This is a genomic window from Streptomyces sp. NPDC051219 (assembly GCF_040682335.1).
Taxonomy (GTDB): domain Bacteria; phylum Actinomycetota; class Actinomycetes; order Streptomycetales; family Streptomycetaceae; genus Streptomyces.
In genome coordinates this window covers 34,512-51,484 of sequence record NZ_JBFBAS010000009.1, presented here as the reverse complement: position 1 = coordinate 51,484, position 16,973 = coordinate 34,512, and the positions used below count along the sequence as shown (strand labels likewise).

The following is a 16,973-nucleotide window of genomic DNA, read 5'->3' as shown; positions in this document are numbered from 1 at the left end:
CCGTCCGGCCGAAGCGGTGCAGAGATGAAGAAAGATGACACCGAGGCAGCAGGCCACTCCTGACGTCGTCGTGGGCGCCGGGTTCGCCGGCCTGGCTTGCTCTCTCGACCTGTGCCGGGCGGGGCTGCGGGTCCAGCTGCTGTGCCGCCGAAGTTCCTGAAGCGGCAGCGGGACCGGACGGCGGCGGCCGCCCTGGACGACGCCGGCCGTTTCTGTCGGGTGTCGGGGACCACCGCGCGACCGGACCGGTGCAAGGAGCGCCGGCCTCGGGCACCCGCGCCGCACGCGAGGTGCTGGCCGACCGCCCGGAGTGAGCACGGCACCGCCCCGGCCGGGTCCTCGACGCACCGGTCAGCCGCGCGGGAACCGGCCGGGCCGCTTCACCGGGCCTTCTGCGAGGCTGGCGTGCGCGCCCAGCCCCTTGGCGGCCGCCCGGGTGATGTTGCGCGCCATACCGCCGAAGACGACGGCGTGGAAGGGGGACACGCTCCACCAGTAGACGTGCCCGAACAGCCCTCTCGGGTGGAACAGCGCCCGCTGCCGGAACCGGGTGCGGCCCTGTCCGTCATCCTCCGCGCACATCTCCAGCCACGCGAGGCCGGGCAGCCGCATCTCCGCCCGGAGCCGCAGCAGGTGCCCCGGCTCGATCTCCTCCACCCGCCAGAAGTCGAGGGAGTCCCCCACCCGCAGCCGCTCGGCGTCCCTGCGGCCACGCCGCAGCCCGACACCGCCGACGAAACGGTCGAGCCATCCCCGCACTGCCCAGGCGAGCGGGAAGGAGTACCAGCCGTTGTCCCCGCCGATGCCCTCGATCACCTTCCACAGGGCCTCGCGCGATGCGTCCACCGGCAGTTCGCGCTCGTCGCGGTAGAGACTGCCGCCGGCCCAGTCCGGGTCGGTGGGCAGCGGATCGCTCGGTGCGCCCGGCACGGCGGCCGAGGACCAGCGGGTGGCGACCTGCGCGTCCTGCACCCGCCTCAGCGCGAGGGCGAGCGCTTCCTCGAACGGCGACGGCTGTCCGGCCCCGTCGGGAACGTGGTCGGCGATGTCGTGCTCGTGGCAGACGACCTCGTGGCGCAGGGACTCGGTCAGCGGCCGGGCGATGGAATGCGGGACGGGAGTCACCAGGCCCACCCAGTGGCTGGAGAGCCGGGGCGTCAGCACCGGCACGGGCACGATCAGGCGTTTGCGCAGTCCGGCGACGACGGCGTAGCGCCGCATCATGTCCAGGTACGTCACGACGTCGGGCCCTCCGATGTCGAACGCCCGGTCCACGTCCGCCGGCATACGGGCCGAGCCGACGAGGTACCGCAGGACGTCCCGTACTCCGATCGGCTGGATCCTGGTGCGCACCCAGCTGGGTGTGACCATGACCGGCAGCCGTTCGGTCAGATAGCGCAGCATCTCGAAGGAGGCCGAACCCGAGCCGATGATCACGGCTGCCCGCAACACCGTGGCGGGCACGGGCGAATCGAGGAAGATCTGCCCCACCTCGGTGCGCGAGCGCAGATGCGGCGACAGCTCCCGTGGGGGGACGCCCTGCGGCGTCAGACCGCCGAGGTAGACGATCCGCCGCACCCCGGCCGCACGCGCCTGGTCGGCGAAGATCTGCGCGGCCTTGCGGTCCGTCTCCTCGAAGTCGGACCCGGTGCCGAGCGCGTGCACCAGGTAGTAGGCGACGTCGATGCCCCGCATGGCCTCGGCGACGGAGCCGACGTCGGTGACGTTGCCCTCGGCGACCTCGATCTCCTCGGCCCAGGCGTGGTCCCGGAGCTTGCCGGGTGAGCGGGCCAGGCACCGGACCCGGTGACCGGCGGCCAGCAGCTCCGGCACCAGCCGCCCGCCGATGTACCCCGTCGCACCGGTCACCAGGCAGTCGAGCCTCGTCTCGTCCTGCGCCTCATCCGCTTTCACGGGCGCCTCCTCGGGCGGTCGGGTTCTCTCTGGCCCTCCCCTCATGGTCGATCACGGCCCCTACCGTCGCGACCACATCCGCGGCGGACCGAGCCGTACCGGCAGGGACGACGTATCCACTTCGTGGCCGCCGCCCCTGCTGGATGCACCCGAAGCGCGGGGCGTGGCCACCGGGCGTGCCGGGCCGTTGGGCCGGCGGGGTGGTCGTCGGCGGCTGCCCGTGCCGTATCGGTCGTGGCAAGTGCCTGACCAGCACGATGGGCGGCGTTGCACCGCCGTGAACGGCACGGTGGCTGAATCCCGGAGGGTTCCGTGACCGCCCAGGCGCCGACTGCCGAGTCACCCCGTTACGACGACCTGCGCGCCCTCGTCGTCAACTGCACCCTCAAGCGGTCGCCCGAGGTGAGCAACACCCAGGGCCTCATCGACAAGACCCGGGCGATCATGGAGGCGCAAGGCGTCCAAGTCGACGTCGTCCGCGCGGTCGATCACGACATCGCGACCGGCGTGTGGCCGGACATGACCGAGCACGGGTGGGCCACCGACGCGTGGCCGGAGCTGTACGCGCGAGTGATGGCGTCCGACATCCTCGTGCTGGCCGGACCGATCTGGCTGGGCGACAACAGCTCGGTGATGAAGCAGGTCATCGAGCGGCTGTACGCATGCTCGTCACTGCTCAACGACCGCGGTCAGTACGCGTACTACGGACGTGTCGGCGGGTGTCTGATGACCGGCAACGAGGACGGCGTGAAGCACTGCGCCATGAACGTCCTCTACAGTCTCCAGCACCTCGGGTACACGATCCCGCCGCAGGCCGACGCGGGCTGGATCGGGGAGGCGGGGCCGGGGCCGTCGTATCTCGACCCCGGGTCGGGCGGGCCGGAGAACGACTTCACCAACCGCAACACCACTTTCATGACCTGGAACCTGATGCACCTCGCCGCAATGCTCAAGCAGGCAGGCGGTATTCCGGCGCACGGCAATCAGCGCGCCGAGTGGGAGGCCGGCTGCCGGTTCGACCAACCCAATCCCGAACACCGCTAAGTGAGCGGAAGCGTACGAAGGCGCCCCGGCCCGCAGCCGGTACGCCCTGCTGCGGCTCGTGCGGACAGCTGGGCAGCCCCAGCCGGTCGGCGTATTCATGCTGTGCGTCGTCCCGTACGTGCTGCTGCGCGGCGTTCCTTTCAGGGGCGGCGCCAGGAGTCGTCCCGGAGGTGGGAGCCCGCCATGGGGCCCATGCGCAGCATGCCACCGTCGACCACCCACGACGCTCCCGTGACGTACGAGGCCTCGGGCCCGGCCAGGAAGGCGATCACAGCGGCGACTTCCCGGGCGTCGCCCGGCCGTCCCATGGGAATGCCGTGGCGCTGCTTGGTGTGCACGTCCTCGTCCTCCTGCCCGGTCATGGGCGTGGCGATCTCGCCGGGGGCGACAGCGTTGACCGTGATGCCGTACTCGGAGAGCTCCAGCGCCATCACCTGGGTGAGCAGGCCCAGGCCGCCCTTGGCCGCACAGTAGGGCGCGGCGCCGACGCGCGGCTGATGCTCGTGCACCGACGTCACATTGACGATCCTGCCTCCGTCGCCCTGCTCGACCATGTGCCGTGCCGCCCGCTGGCTGCACAGGAAGGGCCCGATCAGGTCGACGTCGACGACCTGGCGAACCGTGCTGTGATCAAGGTCCAGGAACGGTGTAGCCGTGCCGGTGCCGGCGTTGTTGACCAGGACGTCGAGCCGGCCCAGTTCACCGGCGAGCTGGTCGATCAACTCGGCCGCATCGGGCAGCAGCGTCAGGTCCAGGGCGCGTACGACCGCCCGGCGTCCGTGCCCGCGTACCTCTTCCGCCGTGGCTTCGGCCCCTTTCCGGTCGGTGTGAAAGGTGATGCCGATGTCCATACCCGCGGCGGCCAGGCGTACCGCGGTGGCACGCCCGATGCCGGAATCCGCTCCGGTGACGACTGCGGTACGGGTGAACGCGTCCTCAGCGCCGCGCATGGGGCTCCTCGGGGTGTGTGGTCGTGGACGGGCGTCCGATGGTGAGGGGTGAGGCCCTCACGGCCACGACGGTTCCCGGCGCGGCACCACTACCAGCTCGGACGCGACACTGCCGTTCGGGACGGACAGGGCGAACAGCACCGTGTCGGCCACGATGTCGGGGCTCTGCAGCATGGAGACATCGGCGTCCGGGAACCGTTCGAGAATGAAAGGGGTTTCCATGCCGCCGGCGATGATTCCGGTCACACCGATCCCCGGACAGTCCCGCTGCGCCTCCTTGAACAGCGTGTGGGTGAACGCACGGAGGCCCGACTTGCCCGCCGAGTAAGGGCCCGCCTCGGTCCAGGTGCGGTTCGCCGCCGTGGAGAGGATGTTGACGATGTGTCCGCCGCCACGGGCGACCATGCGGCGGTAGGTCTCCAGACACAGGTACATCGGCCCCAGCAGGTTGGTGGTGATGACCCGTGTCACCTCGTCGGCCGTCAGGTGCTCGATCGGCTTGGAAACGTCCACGGCCGCGTTGTTGACCAGGACGTCCACCGGTCGGCCGGTCTCCTCCAGATCTCGGAAAACGGCCGCGACCGCCTTGGCGTCGCGCACGTCCATGTCCACGAAGCGCGCCTCGCGGCCTTCCCGTTCCAGGTCGTCGCACAGCTCCTGCGCCTGGTCCTTTCGTACGTCCGCCACCAGTACGGACGCCCCGGCCCCGGCCAGCTTCCGCGAGATCGAAGCACCCAGCCCCCGCGCCCCGCCGGTGACCAGGGCCTGCTTGCCATGAAGGTCGACCTGCACTGCGTTGCCCGCGCCTCTGCCCGCGCCGTTGCCCATGCTCATGCCCGTGGCCTTCCGTCGAGTCCCGTGAGGCGGTGCTCCGTTCCGCGGCAACCGCTCCGGATCTCACTGTGGCCCCCGCGGACGGGTCCGGCATGCCGGGCGGTCACTGTGAGCAAGCACACCAGAAGTACCGGATCCCTGACGGCGCAAGGGATCCACGCTGTCGCGGGCGCCGGTGCCCCGCGACCTGACCGGAGCAGTGGGCTCCGGTCTGCCACGATGGTCGACGCCGTACCCCGGCAGGAACCCGCCTTCAGCAGGTGCCCCGGGACCCGCCCGACGAGTGGCACGGCACCTGACAGATCCGGTGGAGCGGCCGCGCAGAGCGGCCGGCGTTTCAACCTCCGCCGTATTCCGCCACCTGAGTCCACCGGGCTCGCCACCGAGTGACATCACCGTGCCTTCTTCCTCCGCCGGCCGCGCGCCCGCCACTGCCCCTGCCCCTCTTCCCGACGCCGCTTCCGTACAGGGCGCCGGCCGGTTCCGCACCGGCCGTCCCACCGGCCGACCTTTCGGCCGCTCCGCGAAGGCCGGCGCAGGAGACCACTCGCCGTGGCGCTCCCTGAGGTACCGCAGCATGCGCTGGTGGTCCGTCGCCAACCTCGTCTCCAACGCCGGTACCTGGATGCAGCTCACGGTGCAGAACCTGCTGGTGCTCCAGATCACCGGGTCCGCCGCCGCGACAGGACTGTCCATGTCCGTCCAGGCGGCTCCCGGTCTCCTCATGGGTCTCGCGGGCGGCGCGGCTGTCGACCGCTGGCCCCGTAAGCTGACCGCGGCCGTCAGCCAGGCACTGCTCGGCGCCGTCGCGTTCGCGACAGCCTTGCTCGTGGCGTTCGACCAGCTCAACCTCGGGGTACTGATGGCGCTGGCCGCCGTCACCGGCCTCATCGCCACCGTCGACGGGCCCGCTTGCGCGCTGCTGGGCAACGATCTCGTACGCACCGAGGACGTTCCCTCCGCGATCGGGGTGGGCTCCCTGGTCCACAACGCGGGCCGCCTCGCCGGTGCCGCGCTCGGCGGTGTGACGGTGGGCTTGTTCGGCACGGCCGCCGCCTACGCCGCCAACGGGCTGTCCTTCCTCTTCGTGGCCGCGGTCATTCCCTTCCTCCGGCCGGTGGCCGACGCGACCCGGCGCTCCGAGCCGGCCACGCCGGCCGCTCCCGCGCCGCCGGGGGCCAACCCGGACGACGACCTCACCATGCGGCAGGGCCTGGTCTTCTTCATGCGCCGGCCTCGCTTGGTCGCGCTCGCCGGCATCAGCGGGATCAGCGCGGTCCTGGGCCGGAACTACAGCCTCACACTCGCCGTACTCGTCACCGGGCCCCTCGCCGGCGGAGCCGGAGCGTTCGGCACGGTCTCCACCGTCCTGGCGGTCGGAGGCATTCTCGGCGCGGTGCTCGGCGCCCGGCTGCGCAAGCCCTCGGTACGGCTCGTGGGCACTCTGGCCGCCGCCGGTGCTCTCTTCCAGGTGGTGGCGGGGCTGTCACCGTCGCTCACCGTGCTGCTGCTCGTCGTCCTGCCGATGGCAGTGTTCGAGTCGGTTTCCGACACGGCCGGTACGACCGTCCTGCAGACCGACCCGCCCGCGCACATGAGGGGCCGCGTGCTCGGAGTCTGGGGCAGCATCCGCACGCTCTGGGGCCTCGCGGGGCCTCCCGCGCTCGGCCTCCTCATGGAGCTGGCCGGGGCGCGCGGCGCCCTCGTGGCGGGCGGCCTGGTCATCGCCGGCGCGATCGGAGCCGGCTTCGTGCTCCGCGACCGCAAGACCCCCGTGCCCGTCGTCCTCCGGACGCGCTCAGCCGCCCTGACCGACCGGCCTGGCCTGAGCACCGCTGCCTGACCCCGTCCGGAGGGCTTGTCAGCGCGAGCTCTCCGGCACCAGCGACGGGCCCCGGTCGGGGCCGCGATCGGTGCTGCGGCCGGTGCCCCGGTCCGCGTCGCGGTCCGGCTCCAGAAGTGTCTGTACGGCCTCGACGACCTCACCGGTGGTGATCCGCAGCAGTCGCTCGTCCGGCAGGTAGCCATGAGCGTCTCCGGGGCGTGGTGAGTCGTCGTCGCCGGGATGCCACAACACCCGGTGCCGCGGGTGGGCCGGCGGACCCCAAAGACGGGGAGCGACCGGACCGAACAGAACCACGGACGGCGTGCCGAGGGCCGTGGCCAGATGGGCGAGCCCGGTGTCGCCCACCACCACGCAGCGGGCTTCCGCGACCAGCGCGGCGAGCTCCTCGAACGGCACGTCGGCCGTGCCGCCGTGGACCGCCGCCGGCGGCAGCCCGGCCTCCACCGCCACATACCGGGCCAGCGCCTCTTCGCCCGCGCCCGCGGTCACCACGACCTGGTGACCCGAGCGGTGCAGCGCCCCGGCCACCGCGGCGAAGCGTTCCCCCGGCCAGCGCCTGGCCGCCGCGTCCGCGCCCGGATGCACGACGACCGCGCCGGGTACGGGAGACGGCCTTTGGGGCGGCGGAATTCGCAGGTCCCCGGGGTCGGCCGTAATGCCGTACCAGTCGAGCAGGCGGCACCATCGGTCCCGCTCATGCTCGTCGGCGCGCCATGCGGGGCCGTTGACGCCGGGCGCGTCCGGGTGCGCGTACGCGAGGAGCCTTCCCGGCCGCAGCCGCTGAAGCAGCTCGTGGCTGGGCGGGCCGTTGCCGTGCAGATCCACCGCGATGGCGGGCGCGGGCCCGTCCCAGGCCAGCTCGGCGGGGACCGCCCGCCCCGCAGCCGAAGCCGGCAGCAGACGGTCCACCAGCCCGGTCGCGGCGGCCACCGCCGCCTGCCGCTCGGGCGCGGCCAGCACCACTTCGTACCCCGGCAGGCCGCGCCGCAACGCGCGCAGCGCGGGCACCGCCGTCAGCAGATCGCCCAGCCCGAGCGCCCGCAGCACCAGCACGCGCGGCGGAGCGGAGTCGGACTCCTTCGTCGCGGGGGAGGACGCGGGGGACGGGGACACGGCGGACGCCGCCGGCTCGCCACAGGCCCCGGAAGCAGCTGACACGTCGGAAGCTCCGGCCTCGCCGGGGGCTTCGTCGTCGGGCGGGCCGGGCGCGATACCGTTCTCGGCACTCGCGGTCATGGATGCCTCTCCTCTCCGGCGCCGGGTACGGCTTGCCGGTCGGGGACGGGGGCCACACTGTTGTCGGGGCCGGGTTCGCCGGCCGCTGTCACGGCGCGGGCGGCCGCACCGGTACGACCGCCGCCCGCGCAGCCCGGCGGGCCAGCAGGGTGGTGGAGCGGCCGTCGAGGTACGGCAGCACGACCGCCTGCCCGCCCCAGGCGCGCAGGGCCTCCGCCTCGGGAAGCTCGTCGACGGAGTAGTCACCACCCTTGACCCACACGTCCGGTCGCAGCCGGTGCAGCAGCGCCGCCGGTGTGTCCTCCTCGAACACCGCGACCGCGTCGACGCTGCCCAGGCCCGCCAGGACCCGGATCCGGTCCGGCACGGGATTGAGCGGGCGCCCTGGGCCCTTGAGGCGCGTGACCGACTCGTCGGAGTTCACGCACACGATGAGGCAGTCTCCGATACGCCGGGCGCTCTCCAGGAGGCCGACATGACCCGCGTGCAGCAGGTCGAAGCACCCACCGGTCGCCACCACCGTGCCGCCGCGCGCCCGGACCCGGTCCGCGAGGGCGAACGGATCCGTCTCCGGGGCCTCCTGGGCCGGGGACGGGGGCGAGATCTGCCACAGCGCCGGATTGCCGGCGCCCCCGGCCGCCACGAATGCGGCCGCTTCGGCGACCGCCCGCTGTACCGCCTCCTCCGGCAACGCGCCGTCCGCCAGCGCGGCGGCCGTGGCGGCGGCGAAGCAGTCGCCCGCGCCGCACGGATCACCGTCGGCCCGGTACGGCGCCGGGACGAGCATCGGCGTACCGGCGCCCGGCCGCGTCAGCAGCACCCCGCCCTCGCCGAGCGTCACGGCGACGGCGGCGGCCTTCCACCGCTCCGCGAGATCCGTGCCACGCTCGGCGTAGGCGCGCAGGGACTGGCCGTCGCCGGGACTCAGGGCACAGGCCTCGGCGGCGTTCGGAGTGACGATCCGCGCGCCGGGCACCGGGACGTCGCCCCTGGGGTGGGGATCCCACACCAGCGGCAGCCGGCGGGCCGCCGCAGCCAGGTGCTCCCGTACGGCACCGGCCGTATGGCGGCCGTAGTCGGCGACGAGGACGGCGTGCGCCTCCGCGAGCGCCTCGCGTACCGCGCCGTCGGGTTTGCCGGGCGCGCCGCCACCGCGGTCGATCCGTACGAGAGGACGGCCGCTCGCCAGAACCCGCGTCTTGACCGGCAGAGAGCCACGGAGCGGCAGCTCGACCAGCCGGACGCGGCCCAGCAGCGAGCCGCGTACTGCCTCGCTGGCCGGGTCGTCGCCGAGCGCCGTCACCAGCACGACTTCGCGGCCGCCGTGAGTGGCCAGTTCGGCGGCCAGCCCCGCCCCGCCGGGTCGTCGCCGGTCGGCGGTGACATCGACGACGGGGGCCGGGGCGTCCGGGGCAAGCCGGGTGGAGACGCCCTCGATGTCCTCGTCGAGCAGGGTGTCCCCGACGACGACGAGCGGCCGGTGCGTACTCATGGCAACCTCCGGTGGGCGGCGACGCTGCGCGCCGCGGTCGCGGTCGCGGTCGGCGTCGCGGTCGGCGTCGGCGCATTGGCTGTCGCTGTTGCCGGTGGCGCGCCGGCCGCCACGTCGAAGCACTCACAGAGCAGGTGCACGGCGACAAGGTGTGCCTCCTGCACCGTCGCCGTGCTGTCGGCGTCGATGCACAGCGCCTCGTCGGCCGCCTCGGCCAGCGGGTTGGGCTGTGGTCCGGTCATCGCCCATACCCGCAGTCCGGCCGCCCGGCCCGTCACCGCCGCCGTGATCAGGTTGGCGCTGCGGCCCGACGCGGACAGAAGTATGAGGACGTCCCCGGGCCGGCCGTGGGCGGACACCTGCCGGGCGTACACGTGCTCGAACCCGTAGTCGTTGCCGATGGCGGTCACGCTGGAGGTCTCCGCGTGCAGGGCGATGGCGGAGTACGCAGGACGCTCCCGCCGGTACCGGCCCACCAATTCGGCGGTCAGATGCTGGGCCTGGGCGGCGCTGCCGCCGTTGCCCGCGGCCAGCAGACGACCGCCGGCCGGCAGGACGCCGGCGAGAGCGCCGCCCCACTCGGTGATCTGTTCGAGGCTCTGCCGCCGGAACCGGCCCAGTGCGTCCTGGAGGGACTGGCAGTGCCGCTGCGCGGCCTGGAGTGCAAGAAATTCGGTCATGGCGGTCGGGCGTACCGCGTCCCGGTGGGACGGCGGCCGGCCCCGCACCTCCTTCTGACGTCAGTGCTGCACGGGCGGGTCGATCGGACCATGTGACGTGTCACGTACCGGTGTGGTGTGTTACGCGACCGTGTGCGGTGTCACGTGGCGGTGTGACGTGTCACACCGCCTCACCTCCCCCCGTCGCCGTCGGCCGCGCGGCCAGCACCGCGCGGTACACCGACTCGGTGGCCGCCGCGACCCCGGCCCACCCGTACCGGCTCAGGACCCGGCGGCGGCCGGCCGCCCCGCATGCCTTCCGCAGCGCGGGATCGGCCAGCAGTTCGCCGACGGCGCGGGCCAGGGCCTCCGGGTCGCCGGGCGGCACCAGCCGCCCGGTGGCCGGATCGGCGACCGTGTCCAGATGGCCGCCCACCGCGCTGGCGACGACCGGCTTGCCACAGGCCATCGCCTCCAGCGGCACGATGCCGAACGGCTCGTAGTCCGCCGGGCACAGCACCACGTCCGCGCTGCGCAGCAGCGGCGCCACCTCCTCGCTTGCGACGCCGCCGGTGAAGCGGACCCGGTCGGCGACCCCGGCCGCCCCGGCGATGCCGCGCAGTCGGCGCACCTCGGGGTCGGCGTCGATCCTGTCCGCCGGAGGGCCGCCGACCACGACGAGTTCCGCTTCGGGCAGCAGGGTCAGCGCAGTGATGGAGACCGCGGCGCCCTTGCGGGGGACCAGGCGGCCCAGTTGGAGCAGCCGGTAACGGTGCGCCCCCGGATCGGCGGCGGGACCGTCCGGCGTGAACTGGGCGGTGTCGACACCGCACGGCACGACGCTGACCTTGTCAACGGTGATGCTCATCCTGGCCAGCTCCAACACCTCGTCACGGCAGGTGGCCACCACCCGGTCGCAGCCCAGACCCACTTCCGTCTCGCAGGCGATCCGAGCGGGCGGGCTCGTGTCGGCGTACTTCTGATGCCGTCGCTTCACCGTTCCGAGGGCGTGGTACGTGTGCAGAAGCGGCAGCCGCAGTTCGCGTGCCGCCTGCAGCGAGGCAAGTCCCGACATCCAGAAGTGCGAGTGCACCAGGCCGGGGGGACGCGCCTGCCACTCCCGGGCCATGTACCGGCCGAACGAGAGCACGTGGGGAAGCAGTTCGTCCTTCGGGATCTGCTCCGGCGGACCGGCGGGCACATGGCGCACCTCTACGCCCCCTCGCAGGCGCACGCGGTCCGGCAGGTCCCGCGCGTCCCGCCGCGTGTAGACGATGACGCGGTGGCCGCGGTCCGCGAGGGCGGACGCGAGGCGGGCGACGTGGACATTCTGCCCGCCCGCGTCCACTCCGCCCAGCACGGCGAGAGGGCTCGCGTGCTCGGAGACGAGCGCGATCGACAGGGCGTCGCCGTCCGTGGGGTGGATGGGGCCTTGGGATGTCATGAGCGCACCTCCGTCATCACGCGCTCCCAGTCGTCCAGGAAGCGTTTGAGCCCGTACCGTTCGAGCGCCGCCTGCCGGCCCCGCGCGCCGTCCTCGGCCGCCGCCTGCGGTTCCTCCAGATAGCGCCGGGCGGCCCGCGCCAGCACGTCGGGACGGGTGGACAGCGTTCCGGTTCCGGGCGGGACGGCCTCGACCGCCTCCGTGGTGGCGATCGCCACGACCGGCATGCCCAGGTGCATGGCCTCGAGGAGCGACAGGCCCAGCGACGTCCAGCGCACGGGATGCAGGTAGAGGCGGCGCTCCGCCATGGCGGCGTGCAGATCGCGTTGCCGGAGATCGGCCGTACGGCATCGGTCGGCGGGTACGCCCAGATGCTCGGCGAGGCCCTCGGTTCGCATGCCGAAGACATCCAGCGGAGCCGCCTCGGACAGCTCGGGCAGCAGGTCGGTACCGGTGTAACGGCCGCGCCGTACCGGTTCGTTGACCACGACGGCCGCGCGGGCGAGGCGGCCGGTGTACAGATGGCCCGGATCGACGATCCCGTGCTCGATCACCTCGGTCCGGGTACCGCCGTTGTCCCAGAAGAGCCTGTTGAAGTGGGTGACGTGGACCAGGGTCAGGTCGTCGCGGTCCGCGAAGGGATGCCGGGTGTCCGGAACACAGCCGTCGGGCGCGTTGTGCTCCAGGTAGACGGCGGGCACGTCCCGGCCCGGGCGGCGTCCGCCCAGCCAGCGTTCGGCGAGCTCCAGTTCGTGCGGCCTCTGGAGGACGACGAGGTCGACCGGCGCGTCGCGCAGCTGTTCGGGCGCCGTCTCCCGCACCGAGTCGGGCCAGACGAACGTACGGGCCCGGCCGAGGCCGTCCGGATCTCGGCCGGGCGTGACCGGAACAAGGTACGTGTGGGGGCCCTGGACGAAGGCCGTTGTCCAGGAGCCATGCACATGCCACAGCAGGATGTTCATACGGTCGCTCCTCGCTCCGTTTCGGACGCGCCGCCCGGTGCGGCCCGGCTCACGCCCCGAGCGGTCCCGCGGTCCAGCGCCGCCACAGCCGCGATCACATCGGCGTTGCCCACGCCGTCGAGGCACGGATGCCCCGGGACCGGACAGCGCCGGGCCCTGCTCCCCGCGCACGGCGCGTCCTGGTCACCGAGCAGCACATGCGGTACGCCGTACGGGCCCCAGCGCTCGGCCGGCACCACGGGCGCGAACAGGCAGGCGACCGGCGTGCCCACGGCGGCGGCGAGGTGCGCGGGGCCGGTGTTGCCGACCACCGCGACCCGCGCCCCGGCCAGTACGCCGGCCAGCTGGTGCAGATCGGTGGCCCCGCCGAGGTCGAGGGCGTGGTTCCCGGCCACCGCCGCGGTCAGGTCCTTCTCCGTCCGGCTCCCGGTGATCACCAGACGGTGACCCGCGGCGGACAGCGCGGCGGCGGCCCGCGCCGCCCGCCGCACGCTCCAGGCGCGCGCCGGAGCCGCCGCGCCCGGATGGAGCACGACGTACGGTCCGGGGCCGGTCAGGTGCGCGGTGTCGGGCGGAGGGCAGATGCGCAGCGCGCCGTCGTCGCCGGGCGGCAGCGCGAACCCGGCGGCCCGCGCCAGGTCCAGCGCCGCCTGTGCCTCGTGACGGTGCGGCAGCCGGTGGTGCCGCAGATCGAGCAGGGTTCCCGGGTAGTCCTCGCTGTCGGCCGCCGTCCAGCCGACGCCGGCCAGTTTCAGCAGCAGCGCGACGGGCAGCGGGCTCTGGTGATACGAGACGAGCACCAGGGCACGGTCGAAGCGGTCGGCGGACAGCGTCGCCAGGAGGTCACGCGTGTCGCCGCGCGACACCGGCGCCGGTTCCAGTCCCACCCACGGCGCGTCGTACATCAGCACCTTGTCCACGCCGGGCAGCAGCCGGGCCGCCTGTACTCCCGACGGCCCGCACAGCAGGCCGGTGTAGGAGGAACCGGCGGCCACGGCCCGGACGGCGGGCCCGGCGAGCAGCACATCGCCGGTGCTGTCCAGGCGGACGACGAGCGTGCGGGGAGCGCTCATCGAGTGCCTCCCGGGGTCCGTTCGGCGGGAGGCGTCCGACGACCGCCGGCCCCGGCGCTTCCCGCGCCCCCGGCGCTTCCCGCCCCGCCGGCGTGCTCGCCGCTCCGGCCGACGCCGCGCAGCAACTGCCGTACCGCGGTGAGCAGGTCGGGGGCTGCCTCCTCGGCCGTACCGACTTCCTCCGGCCGGGTGACCGCCGTCGGTACCAGTACGCCGCGCGCCCCCGCGGCACGCGCGGCGGCGACGTCCGACCCGATGTCGCCGATGACGGCCGTGCGCGCGGCACGCACCCCGAGGTGTTCGCACGCGGCGAGCACCAGCCCCGGCGCCGGCTTGCGGCAGCCGCAGCCGTCGTCCGGACCGTGCGGGCAGACCGCCCACACCTCGAACGGTCCGAGGAGGGCCTCCACCTGCCGTTGCACGGCCTCTACCTGACGTCGGGTCAGCAATCCCCGGGCCACGCCCGACTGATTGCTCACCACACCCACCGGGATTCCCACGGCCCGTACGGCGTCGACCGCCTCCCGCGCCGAGGGCATGAGCTGCACCCGCGCCGGGTCACCGTTGTAGGGGACGTCGGCCACCAGCGTGCCGTCGCGGTCGAACAGGACGGCCTCCAAGGAGGCACCGTCCCTGCGTGCGGCGGCGGCACGAGCGGTGAACAGCCAGGGACCGGTCGCGGGGCGCCGGCGGCCCCGGCGAGGCCGGGCCGCGGGATGACCGGTCATGACTGCACCCGCTCCTGGACCGGCCGCCGCGGCGGGCGCGGCGGCGGGCCGGACTCGTGCGGGCCCCACGGCAGGGTCCGCCGGTGCCGTATGTGTCCGCGCAGCCAGTGCCACGTGGCGGCCGGGGGAATGAGCACGCTGGTCAGCGCCATCGAGACGACCTCGTCCAGGGTGCGCGGGCCCGGTGCGATGCGTGCCCAGGCGAATTCGGCGGTGCCGGCCAGCCATGCGCCGGCGCAGCTGCCGGCTGCGCCGCGCCTGCCGAGCACGGCGCACGTCACGGCGGCCGCCATCGCCGCGCTCACCACGACATGCCTGGGCAGGCGCCCCCGTGGCGCGTCCGCCCGGAGCCACCAGTCCCGGCCGTGGCGCCGGTTCATGAGTACGTCGTCGGCGTTGCCGGCCTGGAGGCGTACGGAGATCCAGCGGTCGGCCGGCCGGACCGGATGGGCGGTGGTCCGGCTGCCCGATCCCAGGGTCCAGCCGGCGGCCAGTACCCGCAGCGCCAGGTCCGCGTCCTCCCGGAACGCCCGCCGGAACCGTTCGTCGAACCCGCCCACGGCCTCCAGGGCCTCCCGGCGGTAGGCCATGTCGGCAGTGATCCACCGGGCGGTGGCCAGTCCGGCGGTGTTGCGTTCCCAGTCCGTGGGGCGGCGGTCGGCAGGCAGGGGCACCGCGATACGGGCGGCGACCCCCGCGGTCCGGTACGTCGCCGCGGCGAGGTCCCGTACGAGGCGGTCGCCCCAGTCGGGGCCCGGCACCACGTCGTCGTCCAGGAAGACGATCCAGGGCACCGGGCCGGCCGCCCGCCACCCCGTGTTGCGCGCCGCGGCCGGCCCGCGTGCCCGGCCGGGCACGACCGTGGTGAGGGACCGCAGTCGCGGCGGGATCCGCACCGGCAGCGGGGCGCCGTCGGCCTCCGTGCGGTCGTCGACGATCACCACCCGTACCGGCCAGGTACCGGTGGAATCGGCCAGGGCCCGCAGACACACGCTCAGGCTGGGCCTCCCCAGCGTCGGTACGACCACGGCGTACGCGGTGGCCGGCTGCTGTCGTACACGTCCTCCGTAGGCCGTCATCGCGCCGCCCCCTCACCGGCGGTCCGGTCCCCTGCAGTGCCCTCGTCGGCCGTCCCCTCGTCGCAGGAGCGGAAGAAGTCGCCGCGCCGGATCGCGTAGGGGCCGATGGCGAGGAGGTCGACGGGGGAGGAGCCGAAGCACTCCAGGGCGTCCCGCGGGTCGTCCACCATGGGCCTGCCCGACGTGTTGAGGCTGGTGTTGACCACCACGGGCAGTCCCGTGAGCCGTTCGAACTCGGAGAGCATGCGGGCGACGAGGGGTTCCGCCGCCGGGTCCACCGTCTGGATCCGGGCGGTGCCGTCGACGTGCACGACGGCCGGGATGCGCTCCCGCCACGCCGCGGCCACGTCGTGAACGAACAGCATGTAGGGGCTGGGCATCGGGCCGTCGAAGATCTCCGGAGCGCGGTCGGCGAGCACCATGGGCGCGACCGGCCGGAACTGTTCACGGCCCTTGACGTCGTTGAGCCGCTCCAGATTCCCCGCATGACCCGGGTGGGCCAGCAGCGACCGGTGGCCCAGCGCCCTCGGCCCGTACTCGGAACGCCCCTGGAACCAGGCGACGATCGCGTTGTCCGCCAGTGCCTGTGCCACGGTCGCGGCGATGTCCTCCGGCCGGTCGAACGGCACGGCCGCGGTCTTGAGCCAGGCGCCGAGTTCCGCGTCGGACCAGTCGCGGCCCAGGTCGGCGCCGCTCATGGGCTCCGGCTCGTGTCCTGCGCGGGCGGCCAGCAGCAGCGCGCTGCCCAGTGCGGTGCCCGCGTCACCGGCGGCGGGCTGCACCCACACCCGGGAGAAGGGGCCTTCCCGGGCTATGCGCGAGTTGGCCACGCAGTTCAGCGCGACGCCTCCGGCGAGGGTGAGCACGCTGTCGTGTGTATTTCCGTGCAGCCAGCGAGCCAGGTCCAGCAGCGTCTCCTCCAGCACCGCCTGGGCGCTGGCCGCAACGTCCGCGTGATCCTGCGTCCACGCCTCGTCGGGCCGCCGGGGCGCGCACATCTCGTGCCAGGGCACGCCGGTGGCGCGGAACCCGCCGTCCCCGGTGGGGTGTACGTACCGGCGCAGCTCGGGCAGCATCCGAGGCCTGCCGTGCGAGGCGAGGGCCATCACTTTGAACTCGTCGCAGGAGCGCAGGAATCCGAGATGGGCGGTGAGTTCCTCGTAGACCAGGCCCAGCGAGTGCGGCAGCTCCTGCGCGTAGAGCGGCTCCAGCCGGTTCCCGATCCGCCGGGCCGCGAGATGTGAGGCGCGTTCCCCGCGGCCGTCCAGGACGAGTACCGACGACGAGCCTGCGTCGGGCGCGGCGAACGCGCTGGACGCGGCATGTGCCATGTGATGTGGCACGAACTGCACGATTTCCGCGTCCAGTCCCGGCAGTGCGGTCTCGAGGAAGCCCGGGACCTCACGGGCGTACGCCAGTCTCAGGTGGTCCCAGGGGTCGTCCAGTCCCATCGTGTCCGCGGGGCGGGCGAGCGACGGGTCGAAGGAGTACGCCACGGCGTCGAGGTCCTGCGGGCGCAGGCCCGCCCGCTTCAGGCACCAGGCGGCAGCCTGCTCGGGCAGTTCCCAGGCGGAGAACGGCACCGGCCGCTTGCCGTGCTTCCGCCGGGAGAACCGTTCCTCCTCTGTGGCGGCAACGGTCCTGCCGTCGATCACAAGTGCGGCGGCGGGGTCGTGGAACAGAGCGTTGATTCCGAGGATGCGCATGGGCGT

15 protein-coding genes are annotated in these 16,973 nt (G+C 73.6%); 3 read left to right on the top strand and 12 right to left on the bottom strand.

The window, feature by feature from the left end; all coding sequences use genetic code 11:
• Positions 1 to 34: 34 nt before the first annotated feature.
• The gene (locus AB0M62_RS13280) at positions 35 to 160 is read left to right on the top strand and encodes an NAD(P)-binding protein (RefSeq protein WP_366074283.1); all 126 of its coding nucleotides are present in this window, start codon (positions 35 to 37) and stop codon (positions 158 to 160) included.
• A gap of 191 nt (positions 161 to 351) precedes the next feature.
• On the opposite strand, the gene AB0M62_RS13275 is transcribed toward AB0M62_RS13280, so the two are convergent.
• Positions 352 to 1,914 (bottom strand): SDR family oxidoreductase, encoded by a 1,563-nt coding sequence (locus AB0M62_RS13275; RefSeq protein WP_366074282.1) that lies wholly within the window; start codon positions 1,912 to 1,914, stop codon positions 352 to 354.
• 312 nt (positions 1,915 to 2,226) lie between these two features.
• On the opposite strand from AB0M62_RS13275, the gene AB0M62_RS13270 reads away from it, so the two are divergent.
• Positions 2,227 to 2,958 (top strand): flavodoxin family protein, encoded by a 732-nt coding sequence (locus AB0M62_RS13270; RefSeq protein ID WP_366074281.1) that lies wholly within the window; start codon positions 2,227 to 2,229, stop codon positions 2,956 to 2,958.
• 140 nt (positions 2,959 to 3,098) lie between these two features.
• On the opposite strand, the gene AB0M62_RS13265 is transcribed toward AB0M62_RS13270, so the two are convergent.
• Together AB0M62_RS13265 and AB0M62_RS13260 are read right to left on the bottom strand one after the other, a co-directional pair.
• Positions 3,099 to 3,908, bottom strand: coding sequence for an SDR family oxidoreductase (locus tag AB0M62_RS13265; RefSeq protein WP_366074280.1), 810 nt, complete (start codon positions 3,906 to 3,908; stop codon positions 3,099 to 3,101).
• Positions 3,909 to 3,965: 57 nt separating this feature from the next.
• Positions 3,966 to 4,742, bottom strand: a complete 777-nt coding sequence (locus AB0M62_RS13260; protein WP_366074279.1) for an SDR family oxidoreductase — start codon at positions 4,740 to 4,742, stop codon at positions 3,966 to 3,968.
• 397 nt (positions 4,743 to 5,139) lie between these two features.
• On the opposite strand from AB0M62_RS13260, the gene AB0M62_RS13255 reads away from it, so the two are divergent.
• A complete protein-coding gene (locus AB0M62_RS13255; protein WP_366074278.1) occupies positions 5,140 to 6,585 on the top strand; it encodes an MFS transporter in 1,446 nt (481 codons plus the stop codon).
• Between the two features lie 18 nt (positions 6,586 to 6,603).
• Here the strand turns inward: AB0M62_RS13255 and AB0M62_RS13250 are convergent, their stop codons facing one another.
• The 9 genes from AB0M62_RS13250 to AB0M62_RS13210 all read right to left on the bottom strand — a co-directional run bounded on the left by AB0M62_RS13250 (position 6,604) and on the right by AB0M62_RS13210 (position 16,967).
• Positions 6,604 to 7,824, bottom strand: a complete 1,221-nt coding sequence (locus AB0M62_RS13250) for a glycosyltransferase family 9 protein (RefSeq protein ID WP_366074277.1) — start codon at positions 7,822 to 7,824, stop codon at positions 6,604 to 6,606.
• An 88-nt stretch (positions 7,825 to 7,912) separates the two neighbouring features.
• Entirely contained in the window at positions 7,913 to 9,316 is a 1,404-nt protein-coding gene (gene rfaE2, locus AB0M62_RS13245) for a D-glycero-beta-D-manno-heptose 1-phosphate adenylyltransferase (protein WP_366074276.1), read from the bottom strand.
• On the bottom strand, positions 9,313 to 9,996 hold the full coding sequence (locus tag AB0M62_RS13240) for an SIS domain-containing protein (protein WP_366074275.1): 684 nt from the start codon (positions 9,994 to 9,996) through the stop codon (positions 9,313 to 9,315). Before AB0M62_RS13240 ends, rfaE2 begins: the two co-directional genes overlap by 4 nt.
• Before the next feature lie 160 nt (positions 9,997 to 10,156).
• Positions 10,157 to 11,419, bottom strand: a complete 1,263-nt coding sequence (locus AB0M62_RS13235) for a glycosyltransferase (RefSeq protein ID WP_366074274.1) — start codon at positions 11,417 to 11,419, stop codon at positions 10,157 to 10,159.
• The gene (locus AB0M62_RS13230; RefSeq protein WP_366074273.1) at positions 11,416 to 12,381 is read right to left on the bottom strand and encodes a glycosyltransferase; all 966 of its coding nucleotides are present in this window, start codon (positions 12,379 to 12,381) and stop codon (positions 11,416 to 11,418) included. The genes AB0M62_RS13235 and AB0M62_RS13230 overlap by 4 nt, the downstream gene beginning before the upstream one ends.
• On the bottom strand, positions 12,378 to 13,454 hold the full coding sequence (locus AB0M62_RS13225; protein WP_366074272.1) for a glycosyltransferase family 9 protein: 1,077 nt from the start codon (positions 13,452 to 13,454) through the stop codon (positions 12,378 to 12,380). The genes AB0M62_RS13230 and AB0M62_RS13225 overlap by 4 nt, the downstream gene beginning before the upstream one ends.
• A complete protein-coding gene (locus AB0M62_RS13220) occupies positions 13,451 to 14,182 on the bottom strand; it encodes an HAD family hydrolase (RefSeq protein ID WP_366074271.1) in 732 nt (243 codons plus the stop codon). The genes AB0M62_RS13225 and AB0M62_RS13220 overlap by 4 nt, the downstream gene beginning before the upstream one ends.
• Positions 14,179 to 15,261 (bottom strand): glycosyltransferase, encoded by a 1,083-nt coding sequence (locus AB0M62_RS13215; RefSeq protein WP_366074270.1) that lies wholly within the window; start codon positions 15,259 to 15,261, stop codon positions 14,179 to 14,181. The genes AB0M62_RS13220 and AB0M62_RS13215 overlap by 4 nt, the downstream gene beginning before the upstream one ends.
• Positions 15,258 to 16,967, bottom strand: coding sequence for a carbamoyltransferase C-terminal domain-containing protein (locus AB0M62_RS13210; RefSeq protein WP_366074269.1), 1,710 nt, complete (start codon positions 16,965 to 16,967; stop codon positions 15,258 to 15,260). Before AB0M62_RS13210 ends, AB0M62_RS13215 begins: the two co-directional genes overlap by 4 nt.
• Positions 16,968 to 16,973 lie beyond the last annotated feature (6 nt).

What these genes read in the sequence shown, in the direction of transcription:
- AB0M62_RS13280 (WP_366074283.1), top strand. Translation starts at nt 35, where the DNA reads ATGACACCGAGGCAGCAGGCCACTCCTGACGTCGTCGTGGGCGCCGGG.
- AB0M62_RS13265 (WP_366074280.1), bottom strand. Translation starts at nt 3,908, where the DNA reads ATGCGCGGCGCTGAGGACGCGTTCACCCGTACCGCAGTCGTCACCGGA.
- AB0M62_RS13260 (WP_366074279.1), bottom strand. Translation starts at nt 4,742, where the DNA reads ATGAGCATGGGCAACGGCGCGGGCAGAGGCGCGGGCAACGCAGTGCAG.
- AB0M62_RS13250 (WP_366074277.1), bottom strand. Translation starts at nt 7,824, where the DNA reads ATGACCGCGAGTGCCGAGAACGGTATCGCGCCCGGCCCGCCCGACGAC.
- rfaE2 (WP_366074276.1), bottom strand. Translation starts at nt 9,316, where the DNA reads ATGAGTACGCACCGGCCGCTCGTCGTCGTCGGGGACACCCTGCTCGAC.
- AB0M62_RS13240 (WP_366074275.1), bottom strand. Translation starts at nt 9,996, where the DNA reads ATGACCGAATTTCTTGCACTCCAGGCCGCGCAGCGGCACTGCCAGTCC.
- AB0M62_RS13235 (WP_366074274.1), bottom strand. Translation starts at nt 11,419, where the DNA reads ATGACATCCCAAGGCCCCATCCACCCCACGGACGGCGACGCCCTGTCG.
- AB0M62_RS13230 (WP_366074273.1), bottom strand. Translation starts at nt 12,381, where the DNA reads ATGAACATCCTGCTGTGGCATGTGCATGGCTCCTGGACAACGGCCTTC.
- AB0M62_RS13225 (WP_366074272.1), bottom strand. Translation starts at nt 13,454, where the DNA reads ATGAGCGCTCCCCGCACGCTCGTCGTCCGCCTGGACAGCACCGGCGAT.
- AB0M62_RS13220 (WP_366074271.1), bottom strand. Translation starts at nt 14,182, where the DNA reads ATGACCGGTCATCCCGCGGCCCGGCCTCGCCGGGGCCGCCGGCGCCCC.
- AB0M62_RS13215 (WP_366074270.1), bottom strand. Translation starts at nt 15,261, where the DNA reads ATGACGGCCTACGGAGGACGTGTACGACAGCAGCCGGCCACCGCGTAC.
- AB0M62_RS13210 (WP_366074269.1), bottom strand. Translation starts at nt 16,967, where the DNA reads ATGCGCATCCTCGGAATCAACGCTCTGTTCCACGACCCCGCCGCCGCA.